This window comes from Methylocaldum sp. RMAD-M, assembly GCF_017832375.1.
Taxonomy (GTDB): domain Bacteria; phylum Pseudomonadota; class Gammaproteobacteria; order Methylococcales; family Methylococcaceae; genus Methylocaldum.
Map to the genome: position 1 here is coordinate 59,811 of NZ_JAFIBZ010000015.1, position 20,882 is coordinate 80,692.

Below are 20,882 nucleotides of genomic sequence, written 5' to 3' on the forward strand. Positions count from 1 at the left end.
CTACGCAGCACAAGTGACGAACTAGTGACAGGGATACGACGAAAACGAAGCTCAGCGCATCGAAGACTTCCAGGTGAGCCGAACCTGTAAAGGTCATGAATCGGTCATCGAACCGTCATCAGGCTGACCCGAAGCGATTTATAGAATCCGGGCCTCCAGAAACTCCATGAGGTGTTCCATGCAGGCCTTCGATCGACAAACACGCAATATTCTGTCTCCCATCGGCAAAGCTGCCGCGTCCGCGCTCCTGTTGGCCTTGAGCATGTCCGCTCAAGTCTTGGCGGAGGGCGGCGACATTCAGCTTTCCGCCGGCGGTGAAATCGCAGGCGCTACCATTCAAGTCCCAGGAGCGCCCGACCGCATTCGAATCCCCGTCGGTCAAATCACAGCGGACGGAGGCCGTCTTCCCATATTTCGCCCGAGTGACCCGCTCCGGCTTCTTCACGATCTGCCGCAAATGGAACAGGGCATCCAGTTCGGCGATGTCGGCGAGGGACGCGCCATCGTGTGGAGCCGCTGCGACCGCCCGGCCCGTATGTGGGTGGAATACGCGTTCAACGAACAATTCACCGATTCCAAGGTCATCCGCGGTCCTCATGCGCTCGAAGTCTCCGACTTCACCGCGCGTCAGGACCTGGTCGGGCTGCCGTCCGGAAAGGACGTGTATGTGAAGGTCTGGTTCGAGGATCTGACCAACGCCCGCAACAAGAGCGAGCCGGTCATCGGTCGTTTCCACACCGTGGGCAAGCACGAGAACATACGCTTCGTGTGGGGCGGCGATACCGCGGGACAGGGCTGGGGCATCAACGAGGCGTTCGGCGGCATGAGGATCTATGAAGCCATGCGTCAAGTGAAGCCGCAGTTCTTCATTCAGAGCGGCGACAGCGTCTACTCCGACGGTCCCATCGAAGCGAGCAAACCGGCCGAAAACGGCCAGATCTGGACCAACCTCGTAACGCCCGAAGTCTCCAAGGTCGCCGAAACCCTGGACGAGTTCCGGGGCCGCTACAAGTACAACCTGCTGGACGCCAACCTCCGCCGCTTCAACGCCGAAGTGCCGCAGATCTGGCAATGGGACGACCATGAAGTGGTCAACAACTGGTCCGATGCCAAGGACCTGGCCAACGATCCCCGCTACACGCTCAAGGAGATTCCGGTGCTGATCGCTCACGCCACGCGCGCTTTCCACGAATATGCGCCCCTGCGCCCGCATACGGCGGAAGAGTCCGAGCGTCTCTACCGCAAGATTTCCTACGGCCCGCTGCTGGACGTGTTCGTCATCGATATGCGCAGCTACCGGGGCCCGAACACGGCCAACTTGCAGACGCAGGAGGGACCGGAAACGGCGTTTCTGGGCGAAGCGCAGTTGAAGTGGCTGAAAAAGGAACTGAAGAAATCGCGGGCCACCTGGAAAGTCATTTCCGCCGACATGCCCATCGGCCTCAACATCGGCGACGGCGTCGATGCGAACGGCCAGCCCCGCTGGGAAGCCATCGCCAACGGCGACAACGGCCCCGCCGTCGGCCGCGAGCTGGAAATCGCCCGCCTCTTACGCTTCATCAAGCACGAGCGAATCAAGAACATCGTGTGGCTGACCGCCGACGTCCATTATGCCGCCGCGCATTTCTACGATCCCTCGGAGGCGCAATTCAAGAACTTCTCGCCGTTCTGGGAATTCGTCGCCGGCCCGCTCAACGCCGGTTCCTTCGGTCCCAATACCACCGACGGCACCTTCGGGCCGCAGGTCGTGTTCGCCAAGGCGCCGCCGGCGGGTCAGGTCAACCTCTCGCCCTATGCGGGCTTGCAGTTCTTCGGCGAGGTCAACATCAACCGCAAGACCCACGAGTTGACGGTGGACCTAAAGGATCTTTACGGCGCGTCGGTATTCAGCAAGACACTGAAGGCTGAACACGGACGAGATCCCGACTGAGTAGACAACCGAGCCAGGCCCCGAATTGGTGAAAACGCATGTCGACGCCATCGGCCCGTGGAAGCGTTCCTTCGTTCGACATTCAAGCGAACATTAATCGTAAGGGTGGGTTAGCGCAGCGTAACCCACCGACTCGGGCAAATTGGGGGCCATACGGCTTAAAACTGATAAGCAGCCTCGATTGCAAACAAATCCCAATCACGTTCGAGTTCTCTGACGTTCCGGTTCTCGGCAAGAGATACCCAGCCCGCACCATGGACCCGATGATATTCGGCACGAATCATAAAGTTATCGATTATGTTGAATCGAAGTCCCGCCATCCAATCTTTGGCAAAGAAAAAGGAGCCAGGAATGCCGGTACGCACTTCGTACTTTTTCCCATAGCGATCACTGACGTCTGTATAAAATACATCGTAACGCCCGATCAATTCGATATAGTGGTTGATCTTATAACCCGCCTGAAAGTAATACCCTTCACCGTTGTATTCATTATCTGGGAGAAATCGCCCGAAGTTCTCAAAGCGTATGTTGCGAATTGAATATTCAGAAGCAAGCGATAGCGACTCGCCGTTGTACTGGATGCCTAAACCGTAGGGTTGATATTCAAATTCACCCGAATCGATTATCGGATCCGATTGCTTATCATAATCGCTGATTAACCACGCAGCGCTAAATACGACCCGGATTAGCCCACCCGAATAGTCATACGCCAGCTGAGTTGCCGCCGAAAAATCTCCGACAAACTTTCCTGGACGGTTGCTGCCCCCGAATACATTAAATTCAAGGCTATTATCCGGTATGGATGCTCCAAGATTTGCCTTGAATGAAAAATTGCCGAAAGGGGAACTGAAGTCCGTGTAAAACTGGGCGCCATCGGTCGCCATGCCGACATTTCGAGTACGGTCGAAGTAAAGACTTTGGGGCAGAAATATGGAAGGTCGAGTAAAAGGAGCATCCCGTGATTCGTTATACAAACCCAGCGGTAATTTGACTCGCCCCAGGCGAACTCCGGATCGAAAGCCGGGATGATCGAGCGCCGTGACGTCCATAAGACCGTAATCGAGCCGTAGCTCTTCGGGAATTTGCTCGCCAGCTCGGCGATATAGGCCTTGGACCGCGAAGCGGACATTATTGAAGGGACGCGCCGCCGCATTTAATCCGACCTGCGTCAAGTCGAAGCTTCCGTGCCTACTGTTGCCGTAAAACTGATTTCCGGATGTGGCTACAAAACCTTGTTCGAGAAATCCGTGGACCTGAAAGCTCTCTGACCAGTTGCCAAAAGCTCCACCGGCATGTGAGCTTAACGGGCAAATCATTACTAGCAAAAAAGCTAAAAAATAGGTTCCTTTTTGCATCATTCGGAAACAATGTAGTGGCAACCGAGACTCGTGGCCTAAAGCTCCCGCTTGGGTGCTTGCTTCAACGCCAATGCGATTTAGTTTAGACGCAAAAAAGCCGCGCACAGGGCAGGGCGAGAAGGTGTCGGCTTTTCATTGTTTGATGGGATTTTGAGGGGAATCCGAAAAAGGGGCGGATATCCCAAGCTTTCTTTATGATCAAGTGTTGCCTTAACTGGCTATGTGTCAACCGAGTGTCAACGCAGTTATAACGTTTTACGGCTTTTTGTGATGCTTTGAATTGTAAGTGTTTGTATTTGGTTGTTTTTCGTGTCCTTGCGTCACGTTGCAACGGACTCTGACTCCGTCAACCCTGGTTCGAATCCAGGTCCCCCAGCCACTCCCAGCATTGTCACGTGACCAAATCGTGACATTGCTCGAAAATGCCGGGGGTATTCATATCTGCCAGCGGCATGTTGGAAAGCCCTTGCGCTGTGCAGCCGCCGCGAGCCTCCAGCGCTCTGGCCGTCAAGATCGGCCAATCGGGTAGTTGCCACAGATTCCGTTGACTCTATCCAGCGCTTCGTTTCCCGGTCTCCCATGGGCTGTGGCGGAGATTGAAACTACTGCTCTGATTTTTCGAGCCTTTCCGTCCCAAAGAGCGGGCAGGGCAACTTTCTAGGTGACACCCGTCAACTGATTCTAAACGTGTGTCTGCTCGTCGCGTCCTCCGACTCGCCGGTATTGCCTACGTCTACTAGAGCCGAGACTTCATCTGGCCGACTGAGCAAATGTTCAAGCTACATGAACTGATTCTTCTTTCTCGTCGTCTTGGACGACGCCCCTCTGGCCGAAATCTTGCCGAGGAAGATGTCGTTCACCGATCCGGCGCAGCAATTCCGTGAGCGGTCATACAAAAACCTTGGGCCGGTACTCCGAGGGCCGCGTTGAACTTGGCGGACAGGTTCTGATGCGCGGCGAGCGCCGCCAGTTCCACGATGCCATCGTCGCCGAAGGCTTGCCGTAATCGGTCGATCAAATCCTGATCTATCTCGATTCCGGTGCCCGTGATGGCCTCCACGTAGGCTAGAGCGGCTCTTTCCGCTTCGCTGAATCGAGGCGAATCCCTAAACCCGATCAGATCGTGCAATTGCTCTGGCGATACGCCCCGGTCAATAGCATGGGAGGCGTTGAGATCGATGCAGAAATGGCATGAGTTGAGCTGGGCGATGCGAGTGCGGATCAGTGCGCGCAGCGCACCGCTCAAGGGTGAAGATTTACGTTCCAGGGCCAAATTCATCAACTGAAAGCCGACGAACGCCAGCGGCAGGCGTGCCCACAGGCGCACAGGTTCCGGCAGAACCCGCAAACGCCGGCGCATCAGGGCTAATACCGGGCGCAAGTACCAGGCATAGCGGTAGTTCTCGGGGGTGTCGACAAAGCTCATAGGGCTTCCGGTTTTCAGTGTGTAACGGTGGAGTCAGGGTTTAGACCATTTTCCGGTTTGGTGTAGCGCCCGAAGTAGGTCGGCAAGGGATTGCCGACCTACGATTGCTTCAGGTTTTCGGTATGTGGCGGTGGGCGCGATCTTCAGTCCGCGAGTCGTCGCAGTCTGAAGATCGTCCCTGGGAAAATTATGGTCTCAGCTCAACTTCAGCAGCATTTTTCCCCGCCGCATTCGGCGATTTGTCGCCCGCCCTTGGTTTCCGCTGCCGGACGGCGGGTTCCCGGTGGCGCGCACCAAGCCACCGGTTCGGCGAGAATCTTTGGTTCGATGCCGATGAAGTGCTTCTGATAAGGGCCTCCGGTGAGGGTGCGGAAGGTTCGCTCGCATACGGCAATGCGCTCGCCGCGCGGGAAGATATGGCCCTCCTCGTCGCGCACTTCCGCGTAAGGGCCGCGATAGATCACCGCATGGCCCCGGTCCAGGCATTCCCGGCCGTAGCCTTTGACGGCGACCAGGGTGACGGCGCGGAATTCGATGTTCTCGACCACCTGCCAGGGTTCGGCTTCCCATTTGTCCAGACACACGGCGCCGAAGCCGGCTTGCTCGAAGGCTCGGACGAACTCCCGTTCCTCGAAGGCGCCGGAGATGCAGCCGCTCCACAGCGCGGGATCGTCCTTCAGATGTTGGGGTACGGGCTCGTCGGCGACGATGTCGGAGATGGCAACCCGTCCGCCCGGTTTGAGCACCCGGAAAATTTCCCGCACCAGTTGCGTTTTTTCGTCATCGCCCACCAGGTTCAGCACGCAGTTGGAAATGACCAAATCCACCGAAGCGTCGGCAATCAGCGGCTGGGTTTTGCGCTGCCTGGCCTGCCAGGATTTCAGCGCCGCCAGGGACGCCGCGTCGGTAACCGGTTGTTCGGCCAGATAGCGTTCCATTGCGGCGACGTCCAGGGCCAAATCCTGGATATAACCCTTGTGGAAACGCACCCGGTCGCCGCCCAGTTTCTCAGCCATTTCCGACTGGTATTTGCGGGCCAGGGCCAGCATGTCGTCGTTCATGTCGACGCCGATGATCAGCCCTTGAGGGCCGACCAGTTGTGCCGCCATATAACAAATCTTGCCGCCGCCCGAGCCCAGGTCGAGCACGGTGTCGCCCTCCCGTACATAGCGGGAGGGATCCCCGCAGCCGTAATCCTTGTCGATGATTTCCCGAGGCAGCAATTTCAATAGCTCGCGGTCGTAATCCACCGGGCAACACAAGGCTGCCTGCCTCTCGCGAGCACCTTCGGAATAGCGTTCTCGTACCGACTCTTCTACAAACATCATGGGCTCTCCAGATTCACTGTTCTCTTTCTACGTGTTCAATGCGCCACCGCAGGAGCTGCCGCAGCCGGCGGTGCAGCCATAGCAATGATCGGCCGTGGCGATGGCCTGGCCTTGCAATGCGGTTGCATCGATTTCCGTGATATGACGCCGTCGCCCGCCCAGCGGCAAGCCCAGCATCTGGTTGAAATCGCAGTCGTGGACGTAACCTTGCCAATCGATGCTGATCAGGCTGCGGCACATGATGCCTTCCAGGTTTTCATCGCGATGGGCGCTTTTCAGCAAGCGCATGTAGGGTTCGAACTGGCCTTTCGACACCAGGGTGCTGCCGAAGCGCTGGATGGGCATGTTGGCGAGGGCATAAAGCCGGTTGAAGACGAGGTCGTAGCGGGCCTTCAGCTCTCGATGGTAGGCGGCTTCCAGTTCCTCCTGGGCCGGCGGCAATGTCGGCCCCTGGGGGTTGTAGACCAGGTTCAGGATCAACCCCGTGCCGGGTCGGCCGTAGCCGAGTCCGTTGAGCCTTTTCAAGGCGCGAAGGCTCGCTTCGAATACCCCGTTGCCGCGTTGCCGGTCCACGTTATCTTCGAGGTAACAGGGGAGGGAAGCCGTGATTTCCACCTTTTGCGCGGCCAGAAAATCGGCGAGGCTCTCGTAACCGGGTTCTTCCAGAATGGTGAGGTTGCAGCGGTCGATCACTTGTAGACCTAAGTCCCGCGCGCTCTCCACCAGATGGCGGAAATGCGGGTTCATCTCAGGGGCGCCTCCGGTCAAATCCAAGGTGGCAACTCCGGCCCGCCGCAGCAGATCGAGCACCTGGTCCACGGTTTCCCTGTCCATCATCTCCTTGCGTTTCGGTCCGGCATTGACGTGGCAATGCAGGCAGGTCTGATTGCAGCGGTAACCCAGGTTCACTTGCACCGTGTCCAGCTCTCCGCGGACGATGACGGGAAAATTGCTGGATCGTACCAAGGGCAATATCGCATGCATGCGCGGCTTAGACTCCGTCGGGAAGTGGAAAATTCTAATCATTAGTCGCCTGCTGAGACGAAATCTTACAGCGTCGCGAAGAAAATCATCCCGGTGCGGCTGTAAGTTTTCTATCTCATTGTCCGACCAATTAATAGCATTATTCGACCATTGCCTTTAGGGAAATCCGTCATGAACCCTTACCGTATCGGTCTTGTCATCGTCCTCCTGTCGCTTGCTTGGGCTTTTTTCGCCTTCGACCTGCAACGCTTTTTCACTTTGGAGACGTTGAAAGCCCAGCAGGAAGCCATCGCCGCTTATCGAACCGCCCGTCCTTTCCTCGCCATCACGATTTACGCCCTCCTCTATGTAGCGGTCACGGGGCTGTCCCTGCCCGGCGCGGCGGTGCTGACTTTGGCCGGCGGCGCCGTGTTCGGTCTGCTGTGGGGCACGGTGATTGTATCTTTCGCTTCGACCATCGGGGCAACCTTGGCCTTTCTCGCATCCCGCTTTTTGTTTCGCGATGCGGTCAAAGCCCGGTTCGGCGAGCGTCTGAAAGCCATCGATTCAGGCATCGCCCGTGATGGCGCTTTTTACCTTTTTACCTTGCGGCTGGTGCCGGCGTTTCCGTTCTTCGTCATCAATCTTCTGATGGGCCTGACCGCCATACCCACTCGCACATTTTATTGGGTGAGTCAGCTGGGGATGCTGGCGGGAACGATCGTTTACGTGAATGCCGGCACGCAGTTGGCCAAGATCGAATCCCTGTCGGACATCCTCTCGCCCGGCCTGCTTTTGTCATTTGCGCTATTGGGGCTGTTCCCGCTACTGGCCCGCAGGCTGGTGGATGCGATCAAGGCCCGCAAGCTATATGAGCCCTGGGAAAAACCCAAACGCTTCGACCGTAACCTGGTGGTGATCGGTGCGGGCTCTGCGGGTCTGGTCACCGCCTATATCGCGGCCGCCGTGAAGGCAAAGGTGACGCTGATCGAGAAACACCGCATGGGCGGAGATTGCCTCAACACCGGCTGTGTCCCTTCGAAAGCCCTGATACGCACGGCGAAACTGCTGAGCCAGATCGGTCGGGCACCCGAGTTCGGCATCCGCCGGGCCTCTGCGGAGTTCGATTTCGCCGATGCGATGGAACGGGTGCAGCGGGTGATACGGACTGTGGCGCCGCACGACTCGGCGGAACGGTACACCGAATTGGGCGTTGAAGTGATCGAGGGCGAAGCGAGGATCGTCTCGCCCTGGTCGGTGGAGGTTCGCACGGAAGCGGGCACTCGCACGCTCAGCACCCGCGCCATCGTCATCGCTGCCGGTGCGAGGCCTTTCGTGCCGCCTATCCACGGATTGGAGGAGGTGGGCTATCTCACTTCGGACAACGTCTGGGATATCCGCGAATTGCCGAAGCGTCTGGTCGTCCTCGGTGGTGGTCCGATCGGTTGTGAGCTGGCGCAGGCGTTCGTCCGATTCGGCAGTCGGGTTACTCAGGTGGAGATGTTGTCCCGACTGCTGATCCGGGAGGATCCGGAAGTCTCCGAAATCATTGCGCGGCGTTTCCGCGACGAGGGCGTAGACCTTCGGTTGGAGCATCAAGCCAAACGGATCATCGTCGAGAACGGCGAGAAAATCCTGATCGTCGAACACCAGGGGCAAGAGATACGGATAGTCTTCGACCAAATACTGGTGGCTGTCGGCCGCGTCGCCAACACTAAGGGCTACGGGCTGGAAGAACTCGGCATCGAAACGACGAAAGCGCGCACCGTCGAAACCGACGAGTTTCTTCAGACGCTTTATCCAAATATCTACGCCTGCGGAGATGTGGCCGGGCCGTTCCAGTTCACGCATACGGCTTCCCATCAGGCCTGGTACGCGGCGGTCAACGCGCTCTTCGGCGATTTCAGGAAATTCCGGGCCGATTACCGGGTCATTCCTTGGGCAACCTTTACCGATCCGGAAGTGGCGCGGGTAGGCCTTAACGAACAGGAAGCCAAGGAACGGGGCATACCTTATGAAATCAGCCGCTATGGCCTCGACGATCTGGACCGCGCCATTACGGACGGCGAAGCGCACGGTTTCGTCAAGGTGCTCACCGTACCGGGCAAGGACCGGATACTCGGCGTGACCCTCGTCGGCGAGCATGCGGGAGACCTGATCGCCGAGTTCATCCTGGCCATGAAACACGGGCTGGGATTTAACCAAGTACTCGCCACCATTCACATCTACCCGACCCTGGCCGAAGCCAATAAATACGCCGCCGGGGTCTGGAAACGCGCGCATGCGCCGGAAGCGCTGCTTCGATGGATGGAGCGGTATCATGCCTGGCGGCGGGGGTGATGGCCAAATAGGGCGTTTTCATTACGGTGTACGGATTCGTGTCGGGCAGGAAGAGCGTAGGTCGGCAATCCCTTGCCGAGCCGGTACGTCGGCAAAGGGTTGCCGACCTACACATCAGGCTCCGTCACGCCGAATCGGAAAACTCTTAGCTTCTTCGCAAACCCTTACGTGCACGGAACCGTGCATTCCAGAACCGGCTCGCGACGTCCGGAGGATGAATATTTCTGTAGCCCCGCATGGCCATCTCAACGACCGGAAAATCACCGCCAAGCCGCGACGGCAGAGCGCGAGTAATCGTTGACATGTGATATTACGTGTATATACTCCTTAATATCTTTCGTTAAAAGTTAGGTATCCCGAACTTGTCCCAAGCATGTGCCCCCTCGAGTGAAATGCCGGATTACCGGTGCTGTATGGAATGCACCGGCTTCAATCTCCGTAAGGCGACCCGTGCGGTGAGTCAGCTTTACGACGAGATGCTGCGCCCGGCCGGCATCCGGGGTACGCAGTATTCGCTTCTGGTCGCCGTCCATATGAGCGGACCCATCACGGTGACCCAGCTTGCCGAGAACGCCGTCATGGACCGAACGACTTTGAGCCGTAATCTGGAGCTTCTTGAGAATCAAGGGCTTATTGATGTCGCCTCCGGCGAAGATCGCCGCACCCGGATGGTGACGATTACCGACGAAGGACGGGGCGTGCTGCTTAAAGCGTATCCTCTGTGGGAACAGGCACAGTCCAGAATCAGGGAGGCTATGGGCGAAGACCGATTGCAAATCCTGATGAGAAGCCTGTCGGACTTGATTGAGGCATCACAGGCGCGATAATTTTTTTCGTCATTTACGTGTATATACACTATAAGGAGATATACATGATGAATCTCGATGAACACCCCACCGTCAGGCATTTTCGTGAAGCCGATCCAGCGGCGGAAGAGGCGATTGGCGGGCGAGTACTGGAAGCATCTTGGTTGCGCCGACTGGCTTCGGAAGCCGGCGCGGACGACGCCGGTTGCATAGGGATTGGCCGGTCCGAGCTCGACGCACAACGAGCGGACATCCTGCGCGTCTTCCCGTGGGCAAAGACCCTCTTGAGCTTCGTTTGCCGCATGAACCGGGAGAACATCCGCAGTCCCGCCCGTTCCGTCGCCAATCTGGAGTTCCACAATACGGGCGACGAGATCAACGAGGTCGCCCGGCGAATGGTCAGGGTTTTGGAGCAAAAAGGCATCCGTGCGATCAATGGTGCGATGGGATTTCCGATGGAGGCGGATCGCTGGCCAGGCAAGATGTGGGTGGTGTCGCACAAGCCGGTAGCCGAGGCGGCAGGTCTTGGGCGCATGGGTATCCATCGCAATATCATCCATCCCCGGTTCGGCAACTTCGTTCTTCTCGGCACGATCATTCTGGATGCCGAGATCGACGAGGAGTCGCATCCCATTGACTACAACCCTTGCCTCGAATGCAAGCTCTGCGTTGCCGCCTGTCCCGTGGGTGCGATCGGAGCCGACGGGCATTTCGACTTTTCGGCCTGTTACACCCACAACTATCGGGAGTTCATGGGCGGATTCACCGACTGGGTCGAGGCCATCGCCTCGAGCGCAAACGCCAGAAGCTATCGGAAGAAAGTCTCTGACGCCGAGTCCGTTTCCATGTGGCAAAGCCTTTCCTTCGGGGCGAATTACAAGGCTGCCTATTGTATGGCGGTGTGTCCCGCCGGCGATGACGTCATCGGACCGTTTCTCAATGACCGGAAGCGCTTTGTCAAAGACGTTGTGCGCCCCTTGCAGGACAAGCACGAGACCGTCTATGTCATAGCCGGCTCCGATGCGGAAGGGCATGTGGCCCGCCGCTTTCCGCATAAAACCGCCAAACGCGCCAACAACAGCCTAAGGCCAACCTCGGTGCCGGCCTTCCTGAAGGGACTTCCTAATGTATTCCAAAGAGGGAAATCGAAAGGCCTCAACGCCACCTATCACTTTACTTTCACTGGCGGCGAGAAAATCGAGGCCACTATCATCATTCGTGACGAAAAACTCCAGGTACTGGAAGGACATAGCGGCCGTCCGGATTTTCAGCTGAAGGCCGATAGCCGGACTTGGCTTAAATTCCTGGCCAAGGAGAAATACCTCGCCTGGGCGCTGATTCGTCGAAAAATTCGGTTCAAGGGACCACCGGGGCTGCTGTTGGCATTCGGCCGTTGTTTTCCTGCGTAAACCCAAGCCGATTGCGGCGACAACCGGCTCGCGGCGCTGGCGTACAACGCCTCGCGGAAGGACAATCCGTACGCCTGCCGGAGAATATTGTGTCGCTCCGGAAAGGCGATGCCGCCGAAGTCGCTCGCCGCTTTCAAGTATTTGGTCGAAAACGGACATTCTTATGAAGGCAAACATTCCAAGCCTAAGAGAACTCCGGTCACGTGCTAGCCGGTGTGTGCAATCCGGCAGTAGTGTGCCATGAATGCATGATTCTGCGGCGGCCAAGTGGTGCTGGCCGAAACGGCCGCGGATGGAGGCGTTTGCTGATCGAACAGCTTGTAAGGAAGTGGAATTTGTCCCGACTAAATATCACGCGTAAACAGCAGGCTCACGAGAACCGCTGCGGCGGAAACTCCTATCGCAGAAAGAAGTTCGTGCGCTTGCCACGAACCTGATTCCCCTTGCCGCGCTTCATCGGACAAGTCGATGATGCGGTAAGTTTGTGATTACATACTTTTCACAGGACCCGACACTTATGCCGCTCCTATCCTTGAATCGCTACCTGAGCGCTCTCTCCGTCATGCTGCTCGTCGCGACAACGGCCTCGATTCCGCAGGCGGCCGAGCGGAAGCTGGTGTTGACCGGCTCCAGCACCGTCGCGCCCTTGGCGGCGGAGATCGGCAAGCGCTTCGAGCGGGAAAATCCCGGCGTTCGAGTGGATGTGCAGTCGGGCGGTTCGTCGCGGGGCATCGCCGACGCCCGCTCGGGGCTGGCCGATATCGGCCTGGTGTCGCGGGCGCTCAAGCCCGACGAGCAGGACCTCAAAAGCTTCACCATCGCGCTGGACGGCATCACTCTCATCGTGCATAAGGACAATCCGGTGCAGACCCTGACCGACCCGCAGATCGTCGACATCTACACCGGCAAGATTACCCGCTGGCGTGCCGTGGGCGGGGCCGACCGGCCCATTACCGTGGTCAACAAGGCCGAAGGCCGCTCGACTCTGGAGTTGTTCCTGCATCACTTTCAGCTCAAGAGCGGCGACATCAAGGCCCACGTGGTCATCGGCGAAAACCAGCAGGGCATCAAGACCGTCGCCGGCAACACGAGTGCCATCGGCTACGTTTCGATCGGCACCGCCGAATACGAGGCCTCTCAGGGCGTGCCCATCAAGTTGCTGCCCATGGCGGGGGTCGATGCATCGGTGGAGAATGTGCGCAATGGCCGGTTTCCGCTGGCGCGGCCTTTGAATCTGGTGACCAAGGCTGAATCTGAAGGGCTGGTCCGGCAGTTCATCGACTTCAGCCGCTCGGAAAGTGTTCATGATTTGGTCGAAGCACAGTATTTCGTCCCCCTCGCGCACTGACGCGCGCCTCGCCGGGTGGCTCTCGGTCGCGGCCGGACTGGCAGCCGCGGTTCTGGTGCTGATCGTGCTGTTTCTGCTGCACGAATCCTGGCCGGTACTCAAGCGGATCGGTTGGCTGCGCTTTTTCACCGATGCGGCCTGGCATCCTTCCGAAGGGCTGTTCGGCCTCGCCCCCATGCTCTGGGCGACATTGGCGTCCAGCGCCGGGGCGCTGGTGCTGGCGGGGGGCTTGGGTGTGGCCTCGGCACTGTTCTGCCGGTTTTACGCCCCGCCATCCGCCGCCCGCCCTTATCGGCGAATGGTGGCCTTGCTCGCCGGCATTCCCTCCGTCGTGTTCGGGCTCTGGGGCTTGACCGTGCTGGTGCCGCTGATCGCCCGCTGGCAACCGCCGGGGGCCAGCCTTTTGGCGGGCATCCTCATTCTGACCCTGATGATCTTGCCCACCGTGGCCCTCACCGCCGATGCCGCGCTGGCGGCGGTGCCCAAGGCATACCTGCACGGTGCGGCGGCGTTGGGGATATCGCGTTCGGGAACGATTCTTCGCGTGGTGCTGCCGGCGGCGCGGAGCGGCATCATCGCGGGTCTGCTGCTGGCGGCCGGGCGTGCCCTCGGCGAAACCATGGCCGTACTGATGGTTGCCGGCAATGTGGTGCAAACCCCTCATAGCCTGTTCGACCCGGTGCGTACGCTGACCGCCAATATCGCTCTGGAGATGGCTTATGCCACCGGCGAGCACCGTGCGGGACTTTTCGTGTCCGGGTTGGTTCTGACTGGGATGATCATCCTGCTGGCGGTTGCCGCGCTGCGGTTCGGCGGAGCGCGTTCACATGTTTGAGGCGGGACGGTTTGCCATGGTTCGCGGTCGGGTGCTTGAGCCGCTGATGACCTTGGCCGTCTGGGGCTCGGCGCTTCTGGTGGCGGGCGCTTTCCTGTGGCTGGTGGGCGATTTGCTATGGCATGGTGCCGAGCGGCTGTCCTGGGCTTTCCTGTCGTCATCGCCGCTGAACGCCGGTAGGACCGGGGGTATCGGCCCTATCCTGGTTTCCACGCTGCTGATCCTGGGCGTGGCCGTCGCCGCCGCGGTGCCGCTGGGACTGGCGACGGCGGTGCTGCTGACGGAATTTCTTCGTCCCCGCAGTCGGTTCGGGCGACTCGTCGGCCTGAGCCTGGATGTGCTCGCCGGGGTGCCTTCCATCGTTTTCGGGCTGTTCGGCAATGCTTTCTTCAGCGTCTTTCTGGGGCTGGGCTTTTCCATCCTGTCCGGCGGCCTGACCCTCGCCTGTATGGTGCTGCCCATCCTCATCCGCACCGCGGAAGCCAGCCTGCGCGCCGTGCCCGACGATTGGCGGCTGGGCAGTGCCGCGCTCGGATTGTCGCGCACCGCGGCGCTTCGCCATATCCTGCTGCCGGCGGCGTCATCGGGCCTTGTGGCCGGACTGCTGCTGGGCATCGGCCGAGCGATGGCGGAAACGGCGGCGCTGATCTTCACCAGCGGCTATGTGGATCGCATGCCGTCGTCGCTCCTCGATTCCGGCCGCGCGCTGTCCGTCCACATTTACGACCTGTCGATGAATGTCGCCGGAGGCGACGGCAATGCCTACGCCTCAGCGCTGGTGTTGATCGGCCTGCTCATCCTGATCAACGGCACGGCCTTGTATCTGGCGGAACATTGGCTAAACCGAAGGATCATAGCTCCATGACGCAAACTCTCGACCGACACAGCGGCTGTTCGCCCAGTATCGATGCCGGCACCTACACCGTCGGTCCATTGCAATCCGGTCCGCCCTGTTGTGTACCCGAACCCCTGATCCGGGTGACGAATCTCTCCGTAAGCTACGGCGATCACCCAGCCCTGAAGGATGTAACGCTGGATATCTACAAGGGCTGTATCACAGCGTTGATCGGTCCATCCGGGTGCGGGAAGACGAGTTTTCTGTCTGCGCTCAACCGGCTGACCGACATGATTCCGGGCTGCCGAGTCGAGGGCGGCATCCGTATCGGCGGCCAGGATATACTCGCCCCCCGCCTAGATGTGTCGGCGCTGCGCCGGGAGGTGGGTATGATCTTCCAGAAACCGAATCCCTTTCCGCTGTCCATCCGCCGCAACATCGAGATGCCGCTGCGTGAACACGGCATGAAAAAGCGCGCCGATCTGGACGAAACGCTGGAACGGGTGCTCACCGATGTGGGCCTGTGGGCCGAGGTCAAGGATCGGCTCGACAAGCCGGCCTTGGCTCTGTCCGGCGGTCAGCAGCAGCGCCTGTGCATCGCCCGTGCGCTCGCTCTCGCGCCTTCCGTGCTGCTCACGGACGAGCCCTGCAGCGCCCTCGATCCCATCGCTTCCGGCATCGTAGAAGATATGATCGCCCAGTTGAGGGGACGCTATACCGTGGTCATCGTTACCCACAACCTGGCTCAGGCAAAACGAATCGCCAATTACGCCGCTTTCTTCTGGTTGCGGGAGCGGGGCGGGACTCTCGTCGAATTCGGCCACTGCCGGCAGATCTTCGAGGCTCCGGCGCATGATCTGACGGCGGCCTATGTGAGCGGGATGCGGGGGTGATGTCGATTCGTCACGGCGGTGAGCCATGCATCCACCGTTCGCGCACCTTGGCGATGAAACCCTCCCGGTTCTCCGTCATTTCGCGAATGACCCCGACCGGGGTCAATGCCGTTGAGTTTAAGGCGAATGACGTCACCCCGGCAGGGAAGGGGCCGACTAAAGGCCCGTTTGCGATTGGAATGCCGGGGTCCAGAAGCCATGGATGGCAGAGGCGTGTCACTTCCCTGTGCTCTGGATTCCGGCACAAATTCGCAAGGAGCGAATTTGGACGTGCTAAGCACGGTCCGAAGGACGAGCCCCAGGGAAGGGGCGAGCAATCCCTGCCGGAATGACGCCTTAACTTAACGGCATTGCGACCGGGGCGAGGTCCGTGCCTTTCTCCGTCAGGCGGTAGAGGTATCGCCTGGCATCGGAGGGATCGCGCTGCTTCGCGACGATCACGGAGGATTCGAGTCGTTGCAGCCTATCCGACAGGATATTGGTCGCAATTTTTTCACCCGCGTTCGGAAACTCGTTGTAGGTCTTGCGTCCGAAGAACATCAGATCACGCACGATCAGCAGCGACCAGGTGTCTCCCACAGCTTCGAGCAGGATGTTGATCGGGCAGCCCGAACGCCGCCCGGCAGGCGCTTTTTCTCTCATGAATCGAGCGTACGCAAAACGCTTGCACGTCACAAGCCAAATGCAGATACTTGCAACGTGCAAGCGATTGTCAATCACAGCGCCGGTCGCCAGCTCATGGGAGCAGGAGCACAAAGCCCACTACATCGAAAGTTGGGGCCAAGAATCCATCCCTTGGTCATTCGTCGAAAGGAGATATTAAATGCATGCCGTTTTACCGCTTCGTTTGGCTTTGGCGGCGAACGCCGTCTTTTCACTTTCCTCCGCGCTGCTCATGCTCCTTCGCCCAGCGCTGGTGGGCGAGTGGCTTGGGATACATGCGCCAGCTGTGCTTCAAGTAGTCAGCATCGTCTTGGTCATCTTTGCTGCCGACCTGATCCATCAGGCAACGCGTCAGAGGATCGCAACGTGGCGCGCGCTTTATGCAAGTGCCGCCGATTTCTCGTGGGTAGTAGGCTCCATCGTTTTGTTGCTTGCCTTTCCTAAGCTGTTTTCACCTCTGGGCATTATTCTTGTTCTTGCCGTCGCTGGCGCGGTATTTGTCTTCGGCGCTTGGCAGCTTTGGGCCGTTGGCCGGGCTCACAGGACAGGAAAAAATGGCGATTATCGCCATTGCATTATCGTTGAAACCAATGTACCCGTTGCACAAATGTGGCCGATTGTGGGCAATATTGGCGACATCAAGAAGTACATGCCGTCATTGAAGCGCTCCGTTGTCCTGGAAGGAAAAGCACCTGCTGTCGGGGCTGTCCGATCTTGTGAAGATCACGCGGGCAAACGATGGTCCGAGGAATGTACTGAGTTCAATCCCGGCCACAGTTTCGCCGTGCGCTTTCTTTCAGAAGCTCCGGATTTTCCGTTTCCGGCAAAAACGATGTGCGGCGGATGGAAAATCACACCATCGGACGCTGGTTCGCAAGTCATGGTGTGGTGGGAATTGATGCCGAAGAACAGGTTGCTTGCACCGGTCATCCTTCCTCTGCTGGCCTTTCAGGCCGACCGCGATTTCCCAAAGATCATACAGCGCATGGCTGCAAGCGCTTTAGGAAAGAGTAACGAAGTTCACTTGCAATCGATCCCCAAAGTAATGACGCGTCTTCTGCCGAATCTTTGTTAATCTGGGCTATCCATCTGAAATGGCGCCCGACCCATCATTTCACCGGACCTGCGCGAAAAGCGGCGCAGGTCCGGTGAATTCAGACATTGGTCGTCAACCATCCCCGATCGCAAAAGGAGGTTACATGATTAAGCTGTCCAGTTCTGTATGCATCAACGCTCCTGCCTCGGTCGTGTGGGAGAGGCTCGCAGCTTTGGAGGACATACAGCTATGGTCAGAGCCTGTACTCCGTGCCACATGTGATGGACCGGTCGCCCGCGGTGTTGGCGCGGAGCGCACCTGCGAATTGGCGGGAAAGTTAACGATCAAGGAGCGTTGGATCGCATGGGACGAAGGGCGGGCCTTCAAGTACGAAGGGTTTGGAATACCGTTCGTTAAGCGAGCAAGCAATGTTTGGTCGGTACATCCGGAAGGCGCGCAACAGGCTTTGCTGGTGTCGGAAGCCGAAATTGAGCTAAAGGGTGGTCTAATTGGAACGCTCCTTGAGCCAGCTATGCTTGCCAGAATGCGAAGAATGGGGGCGCAGTCACTCGCATCCTTCAAGTATTTGGTTGAAAACGGACACCCTTACACGGGCCATCATGCGGACCTTCCGCCTGCTCCCACCGGGTGTTAGCGGTGCACGAACGCCGCAAGAAACACCCAACCCGGCGTTCGAGAGGGGCGCTACGCTAGAGGGCTTCCTGCGAATGGGAGCCACAGCGAGGCACAGCGGCTTGGTCCAGGAATTCCCGGTGTGTTGCGGGAAGGGAGAACATCGGCCAGTTTTTCTGGACCGAGAACCTGTACTGTTCGAGGCCAACAGTGGAGTAGGTCGGCAATCCTTTGCCGACGAACTCGTTGGCCCAACTGCACCTCGGGAAGGGGGCTTCGGCGCTCCCGAAGACGCCGTTTGCGATTGGAAAGGATTCCCGACCTACTCGCGAGTGCCCGTACAGTAGGTATGAAAATGCTCTAATGTTTATACCGATATAGTGAAAGATGGTCGGTAGCCGACTGGCTGGACTGATCCGGCACTATTGGGGCGAACTGCTGTTTGCCGGAGACTTGTGATGTCTGCCGTCGTGGCCAAATAAATGCTGAGGCAGGGGGCGTTCGACAGAACAGATGAATCCATTCCATGTCGTTTCAATCAAAAGAGAACACTGATGACACTCGAGACTCTGGCACGGACCCTCTCCGCAGCGTTCTCGTTTTCGCGCTGCTGGACAATGATCTCAACTCCGCTGTTTGGGCGTCATTCGCCGTTCAGCGTCCAGTCATAGGGCAGATTGGCCTTGATCTCCAAGCCTTGCGGCAAGTCCGGGCGATAAGTCCGGATGAATGCCTCGACGCCGCCCTTCTGTTCGAAATCCTCGCCGAACCAGTCGAAGATTTTTGATACCCTTACCGCCGTTCCCTCTACCCGCAGGCCCTTGGTGGGATTATTCAAATAGCTGGCGCTGGCGGAGTCGAGCTGCATATTCAGCTTTGCCGCGGTATAGGGTTCCGGATGTAAATCGGGGCAGCTTTTCGAGGCGCAGACGATGGCCATGTGGATGCGCGGCTCGCCCAGTCTGCGCAGGATGTCGTTCTCGATCTCGTCGAGGCTCAGGGCATTGCCGCCCACATTGCCGACCGGGCGCTTCCACACCGGATTGAGGAGATTGCCGACATCCTTGATGCTCTCAACCGGCCAGTGATCCAGCACGGTCTTGATGGCCAGTATGTTGTAAGCGTTGATGTAGAAGGCCAGCTTTTCCTCGCGGGACTTGAGATTGTCCACGGGAAAGGCAGCGATTTGTGCGATCGCCCGCGTGAACGCCGGATCGCTTTTCAACCCGGTGTAATTCAGCCATGCCAAACGAGTTCCGGCGACGGTGCGCTCGCTGAGGTGTCGCGCGAGAATCTGGCCGTAGTTGCTCCAGTCCGGTTCGGCCGCATACCCAATTCGGAAGGCCAGCGCCATGCTAAGGCCGAATAGGAAAAGCCAGTGCCTCGCCATAGATCGAGTCCTCTTACAATTGAAAGTTTGTCCCTTAGTCGCTGGCCGGGGCCGAACCTTACGACTGATTTGGCCGAAGAGTTCAAAAGTGCGTGAAATATACGTTTCCTTGCGAGGCGCGCATCGAGAAATTCCAGCCGGCTTGTTGCCCGCAAAGTGCAAAGGTTAAAGTGAAAAGGCACCAGAACAATGGCCCGAAGCGAACAAGAAAACCGAAGGGGCATGCCTTGACCGATGACACGCTGATACAACACCGCCCGATATTGTTCCGCTATGCGCTGCTGCATCTGCGTGATGCCGACTTGGCGGAAGACGTGGTGCAGGAAACCTTGCTGGCGGCCTTGCAGTCCGATGCCGGTTTTGCCGAACGCTCATCGTTGCGTACCTGGCTGATTGGGATCCTGAAGCACAAGATCGCCGACCAACAGCGTCGTGACGCACGAGAAACCCGTTTGTTCGAGCCGGACCGGGTTGGGGCGGACGAGGACATTGAGGAGCACTTGTTCAACGCCGAAGGGAGTTGGCACTCACCGCCCAAGGTCTGGTCGCATCCTGAAAATGCTCTGGAACAGGAGGAGTTCTGGCGTATCTACGAGTGGTGCCAGCAGAATCTGCCGGCGCGTCAGGCCGAAGTATTCATGCTCAGGGAACTGGTCGGATTGGAGCCGGAAGAAATCTGTAAGGAAGCTAACCTCAGTTCGACCAATTATTGGGTTACGTTGCATCGTGCCCGCATGAGATTGCGGGCATGTCTGGAAGCGCGGTGGTTCGGCATACAGCAGACCGGAGATAAATAACATGCGTTCCTGCCGGGAAGTCAGTGAGCTGGTGTCCAAGTCATTGGACGTTCACTTGAGTCTGAGAGAGCGGATGGCAGTGCGGCTGCACCTGATGATGTGCAGGCACTGCAGCAACTTCAAGAAACAGATGTTGTTCCTGTGCCGGGCGGGTGCGAGTTATGTGGAGTATCTGGAAAAAACAAGCCGTAAAGAATCGGTCAAGCGCTAACGGCAGGATCGGAAGTGTCAGAAATTCTGTGTGTGAGGGGTTGAGCAACAGGATCAGCGGATCACTTGGTGAATCGTTCGTCGTAGAGTATGGCGAACTGGTTCATCGCCATCTTCCAGTCTTGTGCGGCACGCCCCGCGCCAAGTAAATGGCCTTGGTGCGGACCACCGCGTGCTCGACCATGACGGCATCGATCACCGAGCTGATAAGCTCCAGACCGACCTCAACGCCGTATTGCTCGACCAGGAAGCCCTGAATCTCGCGCTTTAGAGCGTTTTCATCGCTGATGTACGGTCATAAGGGAAGCCGCCTTCGGCGGGCAGCCGAGTTTAAAGCGGGTCTAGCCCCGCAGGCGAGTTACTTTTGCAAAACCCATCCTTGGGGTTTGCCCGTCGGGTCAGCCTTCGGCGGTCCAAACTCGCTCCCGGCGAGTTTGTCTTTGCTTGCCCAAAGACAAATTTGTCGGGAACAAATTTGGACGCGCGGAGCGCGCCCGAAGGGTTTGCGCCAGGATAGGCGTAAATCCAAAGTAACCCAAAGAAAGGGCACCCGGATGGCGCACTGATCCTGCGCATCGCCGCCTTGAGCCGGCGGCGATGCTCGGGCGCGCCATCCGGGAAAATACAGAAACGCCGTACACCCGATTAGAAAATGCTCTAAGTACATTCAGGAAAGTCCTAC

The 20,882-nt window shown here is 58.3% G+C and carries 17 protein-coding genes and 1 pseudogene; 11 read left to right on the forward strand and 7 right to left on the reverse strand.

The annotated features are described in order from the left end of the window. Positions 1–178: 178 nt before the first annotated feature. Positions 179–1,930 carry an alkaline phosphatase D family protein gene (locus tag JOD69_RS14985; RefSeq protein ID WP_245245614.1) on the forward strand — a complete coding sequence of 584 codons (1,752 nt, stop codon included), beginning with the start codon at positions 179–181 and terminating at the stop codon, positions 1,928–1,930. A gap of 158 nt (positions 1,931–2,088) precedes the next feature. On the opposite strand, the gene JOD69_RS14990 is transcribed toward JOD69_RS14985, so the two are convergent. The 4 genes from JOD69_RS14990 to arsS all read right to left on the reverse strand — a co-directional run bounded on the left by JOD69_RS14990 (position 2,089) and on the right by arsS (position 7,026). Next, a complete protein-coding gene (locus JOD69_RS14990; RefSeq protein WP_210024027.1) occupies positions 2,089–3,285 on the reverse strand; it encodes a hypothetical protein in 1,197 nt (398 codons plus the stop codon). Positions 3,286–4,144: 859 nt separating this feature from the next. After that, positions 4,145–4,714: a carboxymuconolactone decarboxylase family protein gene (locus JOD69_RS14995; protein WP_086134718.1), complete on the reverse strand. Its 570-nt coding sequence runs from the start codon at positions 4,712–4,714 to the stop codon at positions 4,145–4,147. Positions 4,715–4,920: 206 nt separating this feature from the next. After that, positions 4,921–6,042, reverse strand: coding sequence for a methyltransferase domain-containing protein (locus JOD69_RS15000; RefSeq protein WP_240507067.1), 1,122 nt, complete (start codon positions 6,040–6,042; stop codon positions 4,921–4,923). A gap of 27 nt (positions 6,043–6,069) precedes the next feature. Next, positions 6,070–7,026 (reverse strand): arsenosugar biosynthesis radical SAM (seleno)protein ArsS, encoded by a 957-nt coding sequence (arsS, locus tag JOD69_RS15005; protein ID WP_086134720.1) that lies wholly within the window; start codon positions 7,024–7,026, stop codon positions 6,070–6,072. A 171-nt stretch (positions 7,027–7,197) separates the two neighbouring features. Here arsS and JOD69_RS15010 point away from each other — a divergent pair, with 171 nt between their 5' ends. The 7 genes from JOD69_RS15010 (at position 7,198) to JOD69_RS15040 (ending at position 15,471) form a co-directional block, all read left to right on the forward strand. Then, positions 7,198–9,345 carry an FAD-dependent oxidoreductase gene (locus tag JOD69_RS15010; protein ID WP_086134721.1) on the forward strand — a complete coding sequence of 716 codons (2,148 nt, stop codon included), beginning with the start codon at positions 7,198–7,200 and terminating at the stop codon, positions 9,343–9,345. Positions 9,346–9,758: 413 nt separating this feature from the next. Further along, positions 9,759–10,172 carry a MarR family winged helix-turn-helix transcriptional regulator gene (locus JOD69_RS15015; RefSeq protein ID WP_077730215.1) on the forward strand — a complete coding sequence of 138 codons (414 nt, stop codon included), beginning with the start codon at positions 9,759–9,761 and terminating at the stop codon, positions 10,170–10,172. 44 nt (positions 10,173–10,216) lie between these two features. Next, positions 10,217–11,560 (forward strand): SCP2 sterol-binding domain-containing protein, encoded by a 1,344-nt coding sequence (locus tag JOD69_RS15020; RefSeq protein ID WP_086134722.1) that lies wholly within the window; start codon positions 10,217–10,219, stop codon positions 11,558–11,560. Between the two features lie 517 nt (positions 11,561–12,077). Then, entirely contained in the window at positions 12,078–12,908 is an 831-nt protein-coding gene (locus JOD69_RS15025; RefSeq protein WP_205781101.1) for a phosphate ABC transporter substrate-binding protein, read from the forward strand. Next, positions 12,865–13,743: a phosphate ABC transporter permease subunit PstC gene (gene pstC, locus JOD69_RS15030; protein WP_086134723.1), complete on the forward strand. Its 879-nt coding sequence runs from the start codon at positions 12,865–12,867 to the stop codon at positions 13,741–13,743. The genes JOD69_RS15025 and pstC overlap by 44 nt, the downstream gene beginning before the upstream one ends. Further along, positions 13,736–14,608 carry a phosphate ABC transporter permease PstA gene (gene pstA, locus JOD69_RS15035; RefSeq protein ID WP_240507068.1) on the forward strand — a complete coding sequence of 291 codons (873 nt, stop codon included), beginning with the start codon at positions 13,736–13,738 and terminating at the stop codon, positions 14,606–14,608. Before pstC ends, pstA begins: the two co-directional genes overlap by 8 nt. Beyond that, on the forward strand, positions 14,605–15,471 hold the full coding sequence (locus tag JOD69_RS15040) for a phosphate ABC transporter ATP-binding protein (protein ID WP_086134724.1): 867 nt from the start codon (positions 14,605–14,607) through the stop codon (positions 15,469–15,471). The genes pstA and JOD69_RS15040 overlap by 4 nt, the downstream gene beginning before the upstream one ends. Positions 15,472–15,807: 336 nt before the next feature. Here JOD69_RS15040 and JOD69_RS15045 read toward each other — a convergent pair whose 3' ends face one another. Beyond that, positions 15,808–16,113: a helix-turn-helix domain-containing protein gene (locus JOD69_RS15045; RefSeq protein ID WP_086134725.1), complete on the reverse strand. Its 306-nt coding sequence runs from the start codon at positions 16,111–16,113 to the stop codon at positions 15,808–15,810. 181 nt (positions 16,114–16,294) lie between these two features. Here JOD69_RS15045 and JOD69_RS15050 point away from each other — a divergent pair, with 181 nt between their 5' ends. Continuing rightward, on the forward strand, positions 16,295–17,209 hold the full coding sequence (locus JOD69_RS15050; RefSeq protein ID WP_086134726.1) for an SRPBCC family protein: 915 nt from the start codon (positions 16,295–16,297) through the stop codon (positions 17,207–17,209). A 1,237-nt stretch (positions 17,210–18,446) separates the two neighbouring features. On the opposite strand, the gene JOD69_RS15060 is transcribed toward JOD69_RS15050, so the two are convergent. Further along, positions 18,447–19,193 (reverse strand): DUF547 domain-containing protein, encoded by a 747-nt coding sequence (locus JOD69_RS15060; RefSeq protein ID WP_086134728.1) that lies wholly within the window; start codon positions 19,191–19,193, stop codon positions 18,447–18,449. Between the two features lie 227 nt (positions 19,194–19,420). Between JOD69_RS15060 and JOD69_RS15065 the strand changes: the two genes are divergently transcribed. Beyond that, positions 19,421–19,990 (forward strand): sigma-70 family RNA polymerase sigma factor, encoded by a 570-nt coding sequence (locus JOD69_RS15065; RefSeq protein WP_086134742.1) that lies wholly within the window; start codon positions 19,421–19,423, stop codon positions 19,988–19,990. Position 19,991: 1 nt separating this feature from the next. After that, positions 19,992–20,201 carry a zf-HC2 domain-containing protein gene (locus tag JOD69_RS15070; protein WP_086134729.1) on the forward strand — a complete coding sequence of 70 codons (210 nt, stop codon included), beginning with the start codon at positions 19,992–19,994 and terminating at the stop codon, positions 20,199–20,201. 129 nt (positions 20,202–20,330) lie between these two features. Here the strand turns inward: JOD69_RS15070 and JOD69_RS15075 are convergent. Continuing rightward, positions 20,331–20,465, reverse strand: a pseudogene (locus tag JOD69_RS15075) (IS256 family transposase); the annotation flags it as partial. Positions 20,466–20,882 lie beyond the last annotated feature (417 nt).